Raw genomic sequence first — 14613 nt, 5'->3', positions numbered from 1 at the left:
TGAGTGTGAAGGATCTGGTCGACACCACGGAGATGTACCTCCGGACGATCTATGACTTGGAAGAAGAGGGCGTCGTCCCACTTCGAGCACGTATTGCCGAACGACTCGAGCAGAGCGGCCCGACGGTCAGCCAGACCGTCGCCCGGATGGAACGGGACGGCCTTCTCCTGGTCGCTGGCGACCGCCACCTGGAACTGACGGAGAAGGGCCGCGAACTCGCGGTGTCCGTGATGCGGAAGCACCGCCTGGCCGAACGACTCCTCGTGGACGTCATCGGACTCCGGTGGGAAGATGTTCACGCGGAGGCGTGCCGGTGGGAGCACGTCATGAGCGAAGAAGTGGAGCGGCGCCTGGTGGAGGTGCTCAACAACCCCACCACCTCGCCGTACGGAAACCCGATTCCGGGACTCGCGCTGCTCGGACTCGATCGCCCGGTCGACCCCCCGGAGACGCTTATCCGCCTCACGGACGTGCCGCCCGGCAAGCCGACCGCGGTCGTCGTCCGCCGTCTCGCCGAGCACGTGCAATCGGATCCGGACGTCATCGGGCAGTTGCGTGAGGCGGGCGTCGTACCGGACGCGCGTGTCACCGTCGAGACGAAGCCCGGGTCGGTCACGATCACGGTGCCCGGCCACACCGGGTTCGATCTGTCCGAGGAGATGGCGCACGCCGTCCAGGTGAAGCAGGTTCAGGGATAGTCGATGAAACTTCTGGTCACCGGCGGCGCCGGCTATGTCGGCAGCGTCTGCAGTACGGTCCTGCTCGAACGAGGACACGAGGTCGTCGTCATCGACGACCTGTCGACGGGTAATGCCGACGCGGTGCCGCTCGGCGCCGAGTTCATCGAGGGTGACGTCGCGGAGGTGGTGACGGACGTGCTCGGCACGACCGGCACTCCGCGGTTCGACGGGGTCCTGCACTTCGCGGCGCAGTCGCTTGTCGGCGAATCCGTCGAGCACCCGGAGAAGTACTGGCGCGGCAACGTCGTCACCACGCTCGAACTCCTGGAGGCAATGCGGCATTCGGGGACGCAGAAACTCGTGTTCTCGTCGACGGCCGCGACGTACGGCGAGCCCGAGCACTCGCCGATCACGGAGGCCGATCCGACGCGTCCCACCAATCCGTACGGGGCGACGAAACTCGCGATCGACCATGCCATCACCTCGTACTCGGTGGCGCATTCGTTTGCGGCGACCAGCCTGCGGTATTTCAACGTCGCGGGAGCGTACAAGTCGGCCGGCGAGAACCGGGTCGTCGAAACGCATTTGATTCCTCTCGTGCTCCAGGTGGCGCTCGGCCAGCGGGAGAAGATCTCGATCTTCGGAACCGACTGGCCGACTCCGGACGGAACGGCGATCCGCGACTACATCCATGTACTCGACCTCGCCGAGGCACACGTGCTGGCACTGGAGTCGTCGATCGAGGGCAGGCACCGCATCTACAACCTCGGAAGCGGCGCGGGTTTCAGTGTGCGCGAAGTCATCTCGGCGTGCGCGCGGGTCACCGGGCTCCCCATCGCGGTCGAGGACGCACCGCGCCGGGCCGGCGATCCCGCCGTGCTCGTCGCGTCGAGTGATCGTGCGATCGCCGAACTCGGGTGGAGGCCGGAGCACACGGACCTCGACGAGATCGTTGCCGACGCCTGGGCCTACCTGCAGGAGTTGGGCGACCGGTCGCACGCGGCACGTCGCTGACGCCGGCTCAGCCGGCGAGGGGCGGGGGCAGCACGACACCGACCGCGCTCGCGTGTTCGTAACCGACGTCGGCCAGTCCCCGCACCTCGCCAGGCCGCATTCCGCTGTGCAGTGCACCGTCCAGCAGGGTGGCCAGCCTGTGCCCCGGCTCCGAGTCCAGGGCGGCGGCCAGCGCGATGCCCGCGAACGGTCCGTCTCCCCGCAGGTAGGCGCTGTAGCCGAGCAGCGCCGCCGGGTTCGCGCGTTCCGGGTCGGGGAGGTTGCGGGCCAGGAGAATCCAGAGTTGCTCGGCATCGTCGGCATACGGGCCGACGGCGAGCGCGAGAACGCTGTCCCGGACGGTGACATTGTCCAGTGCGAGGGCGAGTTCCGCGTACTCCGGCGCGAGGAGCCTCTCACCGGACGACACCCGTGCCACGTGTGTCAGCACCAGTTCGAGCTCGAGCCGGTGGCAGCGCTCCGGCATGGACGACCGTTCGGCCAGTTCCCTTCGCAGAAGCGACGATGGGCGGCCACGTTCGATGAGGGCGGCAATCTGCATCCGTTCGAGCACCGGCCCCACCTCGATCGTGGCCTCCATCTCCTCGCGCGAGGCGCGGATGGGCTTGCCCTCGAGGACCCGTGCGAGCGCGACGCGGGACGCCGCCGGATCGGACTGGATGCCGTAATTGCCGCCGAAGAAGCTGAACCATGCACCGCCCGAGGCGATCTCCGCCGTGACGAAGACGTCGAGAAGGCCGGTCGGCGTGAATTCGAGGAGCTCCTCGAATTCTTCGACGATCGCGGACATTTCGTCGAGGCAGAGCGCGGCCGGGCCGGTGAAGCGGTCGTCGACGAGAACCAGGATCACCCCGCCGGCGCGGTCGCGCTCACAGACGGTGGCGAACTGGCCGAGCGCCGCGCACATCGTCGGGGTCGGCCCTGCGGCTCCTCCGAGGACCAGGTCGTGTCTCATGACGGCGCCGACCGACGAGTTGCGCTTCCCGGTCAGGCACACCGCCACGATCGACCGGGCCGGCCGGAATCCGAGCAGTGCGGGAATCGAGGCGAGGAGGTCGTCCGGAGCGGACAGCGTGACCGTGTGCTGCTGCGGGGGCGGTTCCCCGCCGGGATCGTCGGAGAAGCCGGAACCGTGGGGGAATGCGGGTGTCGTCATGCCCCAGACTCTGTCGGGTCGACGTCGCGGGGGTCGGCGGGCGAACTGGGGAAACGCAGAGGGCTGTGGATGGGCGACGGGTTGTGGACAACCCGGCCGCCGCGCCGCGCGGACGCGCCGTTCGGCCGAGAAGTCGTCGGAGCCCTGTGCTAGGGCCTGCTCAGCTGTTCTGCACCTTCTGCACGGCGGCGGTGAACACTTCGTCGAGTGCGACGGTATCGGCCTTCGCCTCGCCGAACGACATGAAGGTCGCGGACACCCGCACGTCGCCCACCTGCGCGATCAGCGTCACCATCGACTGGGTGACCTGTTCGCTCCCGGTGCCGGATTTGACGGTCCGCCGGAGCGCGAGGGTGTCGTCCGCCCGGACGGGAGGGGGCGGAGTGATCTCGGTGATGACGGTGGACTCGGCCCCGCTGTCCGTCACGGTGACCTCACCGCACGTCTTCGTTTGTTCCGCCAGGTCGTCGAGGGGTGTATCGGTCCTGGTGAGCTCGACCGAGATCGTCGAACGGCTCGCATTGTCGGTACCGACCGCCATGACCGTGGCGGTCGGTCCGTAGTCCTGCGCAGGAGGCGCACAGTCCGTGGGGTCGACCACCGCGCCCTGTGGAACCCCCGTCAGGTCGGGCGCCGCCATCGACACGGCCTGGGCGGGCAGCACGATCGCCTCGTACGGGGCGGGGAAGTCGGCCGGATCGAGCAGGAGCTTCGACAGTCCCTTTCCGGACGGCGCACCCGCCGCGATGGTGGTGCTCGGCTGCGGTTCACCGGAGACGGTCGAGGTACACCCGGCGAGAATCGCCGCTGCGGCCAGCGCGGCCACCGGGGCGACGGCTGTCCGTACCGCTGTGCGCCGAGATGTCACCGTGGTCCTCCCGTGTCGGATGTGCCCTTCCGCCACTCTGCCACGTCGACGCACCGACGGCGGGGAGGCTGCGGCTCAGCTGCCGCGGGCGATCCATTCCTCCAGATGCGGGGCTTCGGTGCCGATGGTGGTGCCGTCGCCGTGCCCGGTGCGGACCGTCGTCGACGCCGGCAGCGCGAACAGGCGATCGCGAATGGATCCGATGATCGTCGGGAAGTCCGAGTAGGAGCGCCCGGTGGCTCCCGGACCGCCCGAGAACAGGGTGTCGCCGCTGAACAACTCCCCCGCCTCGGGCAGATACAGGCAGCAGGAACCGGGAGAATGCCCGGGCGTGTGGAGCACGCGGAGGTCGGTCCCGGCCACCGCGATCTCCTGCCCGTCCTCGATCGGCGTGTAGGCGACGGCGGGGTGCGTCTGCTGCCACAACACGTCGTCGGCGGCATGGAGGAAGAGCGGGGCGTCCAGTGCCGCGGACAGTTCGGGAGCCACGGTGACGTGGTCGTTGTGACCGTGTGTGCAGACGATCGCCCGGACGCGCCTGCCGCCGACGGCCTCGACGATCGGGGCGGCGGTATGAGCTGCGTCGATCACCACGACTTCGGCGTCGTCACCGACGATCCACACGTTGTTGTCGACGTCCCAGGTGCCGCCGTCGAGACTGAAGGTGCCCGACGTGACCACCCGGTCGATGCGCGCGCTCACGACCCGGCCTCCGATCGCCGTATCGCTCGCACCCGTATCGCTCGCACCCGTGTCGACATGCGCACCTCCAGGGTCATCCGTCTCGGATCGTGCCGTTCCTCACACTGCCACAGACCGTGCGCGGGATCTCGCTGTGGGCGAACACCGGAGGCGGTCCGGCGGGAATTATCGGTCGCGCGTGGCGTGTTCCCCCAGAGCAGGGCCTCCGAGAGCAAAGTCCGACGTATCGATGCCGGAGACGATAGGGGACACTGGAGGCCAGGCACGAAGGAGAAGAGGTCTGTAATGGACGAACAGTCGAAGATGTACGAGCTGGAGTTCCCGGCACCGCAGCTGTCCTCCGCGGACGGGCAGGGACCCGTGCTGATCCATGGACTCGAGGGCTTCTCCGACGCAGGCCACGCCGTCAAACTCGCCACGACGCATCTCCGTGAGAGTCTCGAGAGCGAACTCGTCGCGTCCTTCGCGGTCGACGAGCTCGTGGACTACCGCTCCCGTCGGCCCACGATGACGTTCAAGGCCGATCACTTCTCGGAATACGACCAGCCCGAGCTGAACCTGTATGCGCTGAAGGACACGGCGGGTACCCCGTTCCTGCTGCTGGCCGGCATGGAGCCCGATCTGCGCTGGGAGCGGTTCACGACGGCGGTGCGCCTGCTGGCCGAGCAGCTCGGTGTGCGCCGGACCGTGGGCATCAACGCCATCCCGATGGCCATCCCGCACACCCGTCCGCTCGGCGTGACCGCGCATTCCACCAACAAGGACCTGATCAAGGACCACCAGCGCTGGTCGGGTGAATTGCAGGTGCCGGGCAGCGCGTCCTCGCTGATCGAGTTGCGGATGGCGCAGCACGGGCACGAGTCGGTCGGATTCTCGGTTCACGTTCCCCACTACCTGGCGCAGACGGACTATCCGGGGGCGGCGGAAACCCTGCTGGAGAATGTGAGTGACGTCACCGACCTGGATCTGCCGCTGGCCGCGCTCGGCGAGGCCGCCGCCCGCGTCCGCGAACAGGTCGACGAGCACATCGCAGGTAACGACGAGGTACAAACCGTCGTCCACGCCCTGGAACGTCAGTACGATGCCTACGTAACGGCTCAAGAGCAGCAGTCCACGCTCCTGGCCAGCGAGGAAGACCTGCCGAGTGGCGACGAACTCGGTGCGGAATTCGAGCGTTTCCTCGCCGAACAGGCGCTGCAGGACGGTGAAGGCGGCAACTCCGAGGAGGAGGGGGGATCACAGAGCGGGGCCTGATCGGGTAGCGGTTGTGCGGTCGCCCTCTCGGCACTGTGCGACCGCACGGTCCAGTTGTTCGGCCGGGACCGGTGCAATAGCGTCGAGACCAAGCGGATGATTGAGCTGTCAACATTCGGGAAATGCACCTAGTTCAGGAGGCGACATGAGCGACAACCGCATTCGTAAGCTCAGGCCTGTTCCGAACGCCGAAACCCGTATGATGTTCCGCACGATCCACGGCTACCGTCGCGCGTTCCGCATGGCGGGTGAGGGTCCGGCACTGCTGCTGATCCACGGCATCGGCGACAACTCGTCCACGTGGACCGAGATCATCCCGCATCTCGCCAAGAACTACACCGTCATCGCCCCCGACCTGCTGGGGCACGGACGCTCCGACAAGCCGCGGGCCGACTACTCGGTCGCGGCGTACGCCAACGGCATGCGCGACCTGCTGTCCACCCTGGGCATCGACAAGGTCACCGTCGTCGGTCACTCGCTCGGCGGCGGCGTCGCCATGCAGTTCTCCTACCAGTTCCCGCAGATGGTCGACCGCCTCGTCCTGGTATCGGCAGGCGGCGTCACCAAGGACGTCCACCCGCTGCTGCGGCTCGCGTCCGTCCCGGTGGTCAACGAGGCCCTGAAACTGCTGCGCATTCCCGGCGCGATGCCCACCGTGCGACTGGTGGGGAACGTGCTGAGTCAGCTGAACGGCACGCGCCTGCGCCCCGGGGCGATGCTCCACGACACTCCCGACCTGGTGCGGGTGCTCGCGGAGCTGTACGACCCCACCGCGTACGAGGCGTACCTGCGTACCCTCCGCGCGGTCGTCGACTGGCGCGGGCAGGTCGTCACGATGCTCGACCGATGTTATCTGACCGAGAACCTCCCGGTGCAGCTCATCTGGGGCGATCAGGACGCCGTCATTCCGGTGAGCCACGCCCACCTCGCGCACGCGGCGATGCCCGGATCTCACCTCGAGATCTTCCGCGGCGCAGGACATTTCCCGTTCCGCGACGACCCGATGCGGTTCCTGCGCACCATCGAGAAGTTCCTGTCCGGCACCCATCCCCTGCAGTTCGACGAAGCGAAGTGGCGGCAGATGCTCGTCACCGGCGTCGGTGAGAGCACCATCACCGGCAGCGCGTCCACCCGCATGGCGGTTCTCGACGCGATGGGATCGGACGAACGTAGCGCGACATAGGCCCGGCAACGGCGCACGGCCGTCCGGCTAGCCTGTAGCAGTGCTTCTCTCCGACCTGCTCCCCGAGAACGCGGATTCCGATTCCGTTTTCGACGCCTTCACCTCCTGGACCGAAGAGCGGGGACTGACGCTCTATCCCGCCCAGGAAGAATCCGTCATGGAGCTGGTGTCCGGGGCCAATGTGATCCTGGCGACGCCCACCGGATCCGGTAAGTCGATGGTGGCGGTCGGCGCCCACTTCTACGCCATGGCCACCGGCAAGCGCACCTTCTACACGGCCCCGATCAAAGCCCTTGTCAGCGAGAAGTTCTTCGCCCTGTGCGAGGTGTTCGGCGCCGAGAACGTCGGCATGATGACCGGCGACGCCGCCGTCAACTCGCGGGCACCGATCATCTGCGCGACCGCCGAGATCGTCGCGAATCTCGCGCTGCGCGAGGGCCCCGACTCCGACATCGGCCAGGTCGTGATGGACGAGTTCCACTTCTACTCCGAACCCGATCGCGGCTGGGCGTGGCAGGTCCCCCTCGTCGAACTCCCCCACGCCCAGTTCCTGCTCATGTCGGCCACCCTCGGGGAGGTCGACTTCTTCTCGACCGACCTCACCCGCCGGACCGGGCGGCCCACCACCGTCGTGGCGGGCACCGAGCGTCCCGTTCCGCTGATGTTCTCGTACGCGACGACACCGGTGAGCGAGACGATCGAGGAACTGGTGACCACCAATCAGGCTCCGGTGTACGTCGTCCACTTCACCCAGGCCGCCGCCCTGGAACGCGCGCAGGCCCTGACGAGTGTCAACTTCTGTTCGCGCGAGGAGAAGGACGCCATCGCCGACGCCATCGGCGGTTTCCGGTTCACCACCGGTTTCGGCAAGACGCTCTCGCGCCTGGTCCGGCACGGGATCGGCGTCCACCACGCGGGCATGCTGCCGAAGTACCGGCGCCTCATCGAGAAACTGGCGCAGGACGGTCTCCTGAAGGTCATCTGCGGCACCGACACGCTCGGCGTGGGGATCAACGTTCCCATCCGCACCGTGCTGCTGACCGGGCTGACCAAGTTCGACGGCACCCGCACGCGGCACCTGCGGGCCCGCGAGTTCCACCAGATCGCGGGCCGCGCGGGACGCGCCGGCTACGACACCCTGGGCACCGTGGTGGTGCAGGCCCCCGAGCACGAGGTCGAGAATCTGCGGGCACTGGCCAAGGCGGGCGACGATCCGAAGAAGCGCCGGAAGGTGCAGCGCAAGAAGGCGCCGGACGGATTCGTGTCGTGGGGGGAGGCCACGTTCGATCGCCTCGTCGCCGCATCGCCGGAGCCGCTCGTCTCGAGGTTCTCCGTGTCGAACTCGATGCTGCTCAACGTCATCGCACGACCGGGCAACTGCTTCGAGTCCATGCGGCACCTCCTCGAGGACAACCACGAGCCGCGGCCGGCGCAGCGCAAGCACATCCTCAAGGCGCTCTCGCTGTATCGGGGGCTGATCGACGCCGGCGTGGTGCAGCGACTCGACGAACCCGACGCCGACGGCCGCATGGCCCGGCTCACGATGGAACTCCAGCGTGACTTCGCCCTCAACCAGCCGCTGTCGCCGTTCGCGCTGGCCGCGCTCGAACTCCTCGACGTCGAATCCGATTCCTATGCACTGGATGTGGTGTCGGTGATCGAGTCGACCCTCGACGACCCGCGGCAGGTGCTCATGGCGCAGCAGCACTTCGCGCGCGGCGAGGCGGTCTCGCAGATGAAGGCCGACGGGATCGAATACGAGGAACGTATGGAGTTGCTCGAGGAGGTCACCTGGCCCAAGCCTCTCGCGGACCTGTTGTTCCCGGCGTTCGAGATGTACCGGGGTGGGCATCCGTGGATCACGGAGTTCGCGCTGTCGCCCAAGTCGGTCGTGCGGGACATGGTCGAGCGGGCCATGACGTTCGCCGAAATGGTCAGCCACTACGGTCTGGCCCGTTCGGAAGGGCTCGTCCTGCGGTATCTCGCGGACGCGTATCGCGCACTGCGCCAGACCGTTCCGACCGAGGCCCGGACGGAGGAACTCGACGACCTCATCGAGTGGCTGGGTGAGCTGATCCGCCAGGTCGATTCGAGCCTGCTCGACGAATGGGAATCACTCACCGACCCCGGCGCCGAGGGTGACGACCAGCAGGTCGCGTTCGGCGCCGACGTGCCGCGCCCGATCTCCGCGAACACGCGGGCATTCCGGGTGATGGTGCGCAATGCCATGTTCCGGCGTATCGACCTTGCGTCGCGGCGGCGGTGGGCCGAACTGGAGGGGCTGGACGACGGCATCGACGCGGAGGAGTGGGAGGACCAGCTCCAGCCGTACTTCGACGAATACGACTCCCTCGGCACCGGCCCCTCGGCGCGCGGCCCCCAGTTGTTCCAGGTGGAGACCGCGCCCGAGCTGTGGCGGGTCCGGCAGGTCCTCGAGGACCCGCAGGGTGATCACGGGTGGGCGTTGACGGCGGTGGTGGACCTCCCCGAGTCCGACGCGGCCGGTGAAGTGATCTTCGACGAGCTCAGCATCGTCGAGGGGTAGCGGTCAGGAACGCGGCCGGCGGGGCTGATCACGCCGGGCCGCGTTCTTCTCCTTGATGCGCACGGTCTCCTTGCGGACCTCGGCCTGGGTGGCGCGTTCCTGCTGCAGCCACTCGGGGCGATCCGCCATGAGGGCGTCGATCTGCTCGGTGGTGAGCGCGTCGGTGATGCCGCCGCGCGCGAGGCCCGCGATGGACACCCCCAGCTTCGCCGCGACCACGGGACGCGGGTGCGGGCCGTTGCGGCGCAGCTCGAGCAGCCACTCCGGCGGGTCGCTCTGCAGTGCGCCGAGCTCGTCGCGGGAGACGACACCCTCCTGGAACTCCGCGGGGGTGGCCTCGAGGTACACACCCAGCTTCTTCGCCGCGGTGGCGGGCTTCATAGTCTGAGGGCTCTTGTGCGACGTCATGATGTCAAGAGTAACGAGCGTGTGCGGTGCCGTTGACCACGCCCGGTAGCCTGGCGGAGTGACAGACGCGGATGCATCCCCTCCCTTCCGGCTCGCGTATGTCCCGGGCGTGACCCCCACCAAGTGGGTTCGGATCTGGGCCGAACGGCTTCCCGACGTCCCCCTCACGCTCGTCCCGGTGTCCGCCGCGGACGCACCCGATCAGCTGCGGGGCCGGAGTGCGGACGTGGGCCTGGTGCGGCTGCCGATCGACCGGACCGGTCTCAGTGCGATCCCCCTGTACACCGAGATCCCGGTGGTCGTGGCACCGAAGGATCACGTCGTGGCGGCGGTCGACGAGGTGTCGATCGCGGATCTGGCCGACGAGATCATCCAGCACCCCCTCGACGACGTCCTCGTGTGGGACCGCGTGCCGGGACTGCCCGCCGCGGACCGTCCGGCCACGACGGCCGACGCGATCGAACTGGTCGCCGCGGGGGTCGGGCTGCTCGTCGTCCCGCAGTCCCTCGCCCGGCTCCACCACCGCAAGGACCTCGTCTACCGGACCGTGTCGGACGGCCCGGAGTCGCGGATCGCGCTGTCGTGGCCCGAGGACGAGACCACCGAACTGGTGGAGGAGTTCATCGGCATCGTCCGGGGTCGCACCGTCAACAGTTCCCGGGGCCGCACCCCGGCGGCCGAGCCGAAGAAGAAGCGTCCCGCCGCGGCGGCCGCACGCCAGAAGCCGGCCGCGGGGGCGCGGACGCCGCGGTCCGGCACCGGTGCCAAGGGCGGCAAACCGAAAGGCGGCAAGAAGGGCAAACCGCGTCGGCGGTCCTGACACTCTCCGCCCGTCAGGCGGGGGTGCCCACCGGCGCCGTCTTCGTGAACAGGCGCGCGAGTTGCCCGTAGTCGTCCGCGCGGGCACTGGACGACCGGAACACGAGGCCGATCGTGCGACCGGGCGCGGGGGCGGCGAAGCGGGCGGTCGCGAGCGGCCCCCGTCCGGTCTCCACCTGGACGGCGGATTCCGGCACCAGGGTCACGCCGAGTCCGCCGGCGACGCACTGCACCACCGTCGACAGCGACGTGGCGCGGGTGTCGCCCGCCACCGGATGCGCGTCCACCGAGCGACACAGATCGAGGGTCTGGTCGCGCAGGCAGTGTCCCTCGTCGAGCAGCAGGAGGGGAAGCTCGTCCAGCATGGGCGGGGAGATGTCGGTGCGACCGGCCAGCGGGTGCCCCTCCGGGACGACCATCACGAAATCTTCTGTGTACAAGGGGATGTCGACGAGACCGCCGACACCGCTCGGCAGGGCCAGCACCGCGACGTCGAGTGAGCCCACACGCAGTGCCTCGAGGAGTCGCGCCGTCTGGTCCTCGATGACCTGCGGCTCCAGTGCGGGCATCTCCTCGCGCAGCGCCGGCAGCAGAGCAGGCAGCACGTAAGGGGCGACGGTGGGAATGAGTCCGATCCGCAGGGGGCCGGCCAACCGGTCGCCGACACCCGCGGCCGTCGCGACGAAACCGTCCGCGGCCTCGAGGATGACCTTGGCCTGACCGAGGAGCCGCTCCCCCGCCGCGGTGACGAGGACGCGCCGGGTGCTGCGCTCGATGAGCTGCACACCGAGCCCGTTCTCCAGTGCGGCCAGCGACTGCGACAGTGTGGGTTGGCTCACACTCAATCGTGCTGCCGCCGTGCCGAAGTGGCGGTACTCCGCGACTGCCACGAACGCACGCAGCTGCGACAGTGTGGGTTGATAACTCTGATCGGCCATGCCTATCAGCCTAATGCCGTCCATCGCCTCGGCCTGTCGGACGGGTTCCTGCACAATGCAGGAACGCCGGGGGCGATAGGGTGCGTCAATGCCCATCCACGTAGACGTCGTACGCGTGTTCACCGACGACAAAGGACGCCACGGCAATCCGCTCGGCATCGTCGACTCCTCGGCCGTCCCGCCGGAGGATCGGCAGTCCGTCGCCCGCACGCTCGGATACAGCGAGACGATCTTCGTCGACATTCCCGGGCCCGGCGACGAGCACGCGCGCGCCCAGATCTTCACCCCGACCACCGAACTGCCCTTCGCCGGACATCCCACCGTCGGACTGTCCTGGTGGTTGCACGAGCGCGGCGCCGCCGTCAAGACTCTCGACGTCCCCGCGGGCCCCGTCGCCACCCGGCGTTCCGGCGCGATCACCTGGGTGCGGGCCCGGCCCGAGTGGGCGCCGGAGTTCTCGCTGTACCCGATGGGCAGCGTGCGCGAGGTTCAGGCCGCCGACCCGAAGAAGTTCGGTGCCGGGCACCACTACCTGTGGGCGTGGACCGACAAGGTCGAGCATTCGATCCGGTCGCGAATGTTCGCCCCCGACATGGGCATCACCGAGGACGAGGCCACCGGAGCCGCTGCCGTCCGGATCACCGCGCACCTGCGGCACGCCCTCCTGATCACCCAGGGCAAAGGGTCCGAACTGCGCACCACGTACGACCCCGCCGGCTGGATCGAGGTCGGCGGACGGGTACACCCCGAGAAGTCACGCACCCTCTGACGACGGGCGCCTGCCCCGGCCCGCGGCGAGGTCGGCCTCGCTCAGGCTCACCTCGATCTCCCAGCCCAGCGTCACACCGGGCGCGAGGGGAAGCCGGTCACCGCTCCAGAACTTGCCGGGGTCGTACCAGTTGGTGCGCCTGCGACCGCTGATCAGACCCATCTCCTCGTACGTCTGCGCGACCACCTCTGCGCAATAGGCGCTTTCGAGGCTCGCCGACTGCTCCCGGCGACGGCGCGACCCGGGCAGGCGCCCGCCGAACCACCGCGACGCGAGTTTCGCGGTGGACGGGAACGGCGTGCCGTCGAGCCGCGCGATCGCCCGCAGCAACGCGTCCTCCTGCTGCGGCGTCGCCGGTTCGGCGAGCTGACGCAGCCATCCCCGCTGCCCGTACCGCGCACCCCATACCTGGACCGCGGCGCGCAGGTCGTGGAGTTGCACACCACGCTGGAAGCGGCCCGTCCACATGTCCTGCAACGAATGACCGAGCTCGGCGTGCCACATCAGCGGCGGAAGGTCCTCGAGCACCACCGACATGCCGACGTGGTTGACCGGACTGTTCGTCAGCGTCTGGATGGCCCTGTCGGCCGGGGATTCTCCGCGGAAGATCCAGATGTCGCCGGTGCGGGTGACGTCGACCGCGGTGTCGAGGTCGATGGTGGAACCGTGTCGTCGTGCGTCCGTGTGCCGTGGCGCGTCCATGGGCCCTAGCCTAGAAGGATGCGACCCCGTGGCAGGCAATGGTGGAAACTTCTCGGACTCGCCGGTGTGGTGGGTGTCGCCGCGACCGGGGTCGTCGCGGTCCGCGCCGATCGGCAACGCAAGGCGTACACGCCCGACGAGGTGCGGGCCCGTCTGCACGAGCGCTACACCCGGGCCTACGCCGCGCACGACGGGCAGCAGGAGATCGCGCTGTCGGCGCCGACGTGGCGGGACCGGGTCACCGGCGCCCTGCACCGCCTCCGCGGGCGGGGCGCCGGCCCGGATCAGCCCAGCGCCCGGCGGAACCCGTCCGCGAGCTCAGCGACCTGATCGTCCGTCATCACGAACGACGGCGAGATCTGCATGGCGCCCTGACCGGCGGCGCGGCCCGAGATGCCGAACTCACGCAACGTGTTCACGAACGGGAGCGCTTCCGCCGGATCGGCCAACTGCACGGCGGCGACCGCACCGAGACCGCTGCGTACCTCCTCGACCCGCGGGTGGTCGGCGAGGGGCGCGAGGTGCTCGTGCAACGAGGATTCGAGCCGCTTCGACTCTGCCAGCAGGTTCTCGCGCTCGATGATGTCGAGGTTGGCGAGCGCGGCCGCGGCGGCACCCGCATGCCCACCGTAGGTGTAGCCGTGCCGCCACCACACCCCGCCGGCGAAGAACGGCTCGGCCACCCGCGGGGCGATGAACACCGCACCCATCGGGACGTACCCGGAGGTGAGGCCCTTCGCGGTCGTCATCATGTCGGGCTGCAGGTCGAATCGCGTGGACGCGAACCACTCGCCGCCGATGCGGCCGAATCCCGTGACCACTTCGTCGACCACGAACAGGATGTCGTGCTCGCGGCAAATGTCGCGGACCTCCGCGAGGTAGCCCTCCGGGGGCAGATACACGCCGCCCGCACCGATGACCGGTTCGCAGAAGAACGCGGCGATCGTGTCGGCGCCGACCTTCTCGATCAGCTCGAGCAGGCCCTTGGCGTCGTTCCACGCGACGGTGGCGCTGTCGGGCATCAACTCGCCGTAGCCCTCGCGGTTGGCGGGGATTCCCGCCAGCGCAGTGCCCGCCACGTGCATCCCGTGGTAGGCCTTCTGACGGCCGACCACGATCGTCTTGGACGGCTTACCCATTTCGTGCCAGTAGCGGCGGGCGAGCTTGGCCGCCGTGTCCACGGAGTCCGAACCACCCGAGGTGAGAAAGATCTTGCTGCCCGGCACCGGGGCGATGGTCGCGAGCCGATCGGCCAGCGTCGCGGTGGTCTCGGGAACGAAGTCACCGAAGTTCGAGAAATGGGCCACGGTCCGCAACTGTTCCGCGACGGCGTCCGCGATCTCCGCGCGGCCGTGCCCCACGTTGGTGAACCACAGGCCCGCCGTCGCGTCGAGATAACGGTTGCCGCGATCGTCCCAGATGTACGCGCCCTCGCCGCGGGACACCACGAAGGCGCCCTTCTGTTCCACCGCGCCCATGTCCGCGAATCCGTGCCACAGTGCCGACGCCATGCTGATCCCTTCGTGAAACCCCGCCCGAGCCGACTATGCCACGGAGCGCCGGGAAGGATCGTGG

At 68.7% G+C, this 14613-nt stretch carries 15 protein-coding genes; 8 read left to right on the top strand and 7 right to left on the bottom strand.

Translation table 11 applies throughout. From position 1 onward, the window contains the following. The first annotated feature begins 5 nt into the window (after positions 1–5). Both CA951_RS05210 and galE read left to right on the top strand, forming a co-directional pair. A complete protein-coding gene (locus CA951_RS05210) occupies positions 6–698 on the top strand; it encodes a metal-dependent transcriptional regulator (RefSeq protein ID WP_087555827.1) in 693 nt (230 codons plus the stop codon). Between the two features lie 3 nt (positions 699–701). Continuing rightward, positions 702–1694, top strand: a complete 993-nt coding sequence (gene galE / locus CA951_RS05205; protein ID WP_087555826.1) for a UDP-glucose 4-epimerase GalE — start codon at positions 702–704, stop codon at positions 1692–1694. Between the two features lie 7 nt (positions 1695–1701). Here galE and CA951_RS05200 read toward each other — a convergent pair whose 3' ends face one another. From CA951_RS05200 to CA951_RS05190, 3 genes are all read right to left on the bottom strand, one after another. Continuing rightward, entirely contained in the window at positions 1702–2850 is a 1149-nt protein-coding gene (locus CA951_RS05200; RefSeq protein WP_087555825.1) for a DUF4192 domain-containing protein, read from the bottom strand. A gap of 160 nt (positions 2851–3010) precedes the next feature. Further along, on the bottom strand, positions 3011–3676 hold the full coding sequence (locus tag CA951_RS05195; protein ID WP_087555824.1) for a sensor domain-containing protein: 666 nt from the start codon (positions 3674–3676) through the stop codon (positions 3011–3013). Between the two features lie 117 nt (positions 3677–3793). Beyond that, positions 3794–4420 (bottom strand): MBL fold metallo-hydrolase, encoded by a 627-nt coding sequence (locus CA951_RS05190; RefSeq protein WP_087555823.1) that lies wholly within the window; start codon positions 4418–4420, stop codon positions 3794–3796. Positions 4421–4705: 285 nt separating this feature from the next. On the opposite strand from CA951_RS05190, the gene CA951_RS05185 reads away from it, so the two are divergent. From CA951_RS05185 to CA951_RS05175, 3 genes are all read left to right on the top strand, one after another. Next, positions 4706–5674, top strand: a complete 969-nt coding sequence (locus tag CA951_RS05185) for a proteasome assembly chaperone family protein (protein ID WP_087555822.1) — start codon at positions 4706–4708, stop codon at positions 5672–5674. Positions 5675–5819: 145 nt separating this feature from the next. Further along, positions 5820–6857, top strand: coding sequence for an alpha/beta fold hydrolase (locus CA951_RS05180; RefSeq protein ID WP_015890471.1), 1038 nt, complete (start codon positions 5820–5822; stop codon positions 6855–6857). Between the two features lie 40 nt (positions 6858–6897). Continuing rightward, positions 6898–9402: an RNA helicase gene (locus tag CA951_RS05175; protein ID WP_087555821.1), complete on the top strand. Its 2505-nt coding sequence runs from the start codon at positions 6898–6900 to the stop codon at positions 9400–9402. 3 nt (positions 9403–9405) lie between these two features. Here the strand turns inward: CA951_RS05175 and CA951_RS05170 are convergent, their stop codons facing one another. Beyond that, the gene (locus tag CA951_RS05170; protein ID WP_087555820.1) at positions 9406–9810 is read right to left on the bottom strand and encodes a DUF5997 family protein; all 405 of its coding nucleotides are present in this window, start codon (positions 9808–9810) and stop codon (positions 9406–9408) included. Positions 9811–9868: 58 nt separating this feature from the next. Between CA951_RS05170 and CA951_RS05165 the strand changes: the two genes are divergently transcribed. After that, positions 9869–10630 (top strand): LysR family substrate-binding domain-containing protein, encoded by a 762-nt coding sequence (locus tag CA951_RS05165; RefSeq protein WP_087555819.1) that lies wholly within the window; start codon positions 9869–9871, stop codon positions 10628–10630. 13 nt (positions 10631–10643) lie between these two features. Here CA951_RS05165 and CA951_RS05160 read toward each other — a convergent pair whose 3' ends face one another. After that, entirely contained in the window at positions 10644–11567 is a 924-nt protein-coding gene (locus CA951_RS05160; RefSeq protein ID WP_087555818.1) for a hydrogen peroxide-inducible genes activator, read from the bottom strand. A gap of 88 nt (positions 11568–11655) precedes the next feature. Between CA951_RS05160 and CA951_RS05155 the strand changes: the two genes are divergently transcribed. Then, positions 11656–12336 (top strand): PhzF family phenazine biosynthesis protein, encoded by a 681-nt coding sequence (locus tag CA951_RS05155; protein WP_087555817.1) that lies wholly within the window; start codon positions 11656–11658, stop codon positions 12334–12336. Here the strand turns inward: CA951_RS05155 and CA951_RS05150 are convergent. Then, positions 12322–13038 (bottom strand): hypothetical protein, encoded by a 717-nt coding sequence (locus CA951_RS05150; RefSeq protein ID WP_087555816.1) that lies wholly within the window; start codon positions 13036–13038, stop codon positions 12322–12324. The two genes, CA951_RS05155 and CA951_RS05150, sit on opposite strands and share 15 nt — an antisense overlap. Positions 13039–13056: 18 nt before the next feature. Between CA951_RS05150 and CA951_RS05145 the strand changes: the two genes are divergently transcribed. Continuing rightward, positions 13057–13368 carry a hypothetical protein gene (locus tag CA951_RS05145; protein WP_087555815.1) on the top strand — a complete coding sequence of 104 codons (312 nt, stop codon included), beginning with the start codon at positions 13057–13059 and terminating at the stop codon, positions 13366–13368. On the opposite strand, the gene CA951_RS05140 is transcribed toward CA951_RS05145, so the two are convergent. Continuing rightward, entirely contained in the window at positions 13323–14549 is a 1227-nt protein-coding gene (locus tag CA951_RS05140; protein ID WP_087555814.1) for an aspartate aminotransferase family protein, read from the bottom strand. The genes CA951_RS05145 and CA951_RS05140 overlap by 46 nt on opposite strands. Positions 14550–14613 lie beyond the last annotated feature (64 nt).

Source organism: Rhodococcus sp. NCIMB 12038 (assembly GCF_002165735.1).
Classification (GTDB): Bacteria; Actinomycetota; Actinomycetes; order Mycobacteriales; family Mycobacteriaceae; genus Rhodococcus_F.
This window is presented reverse-complemented; position numbering and strand designations above follow the sequence as displayed.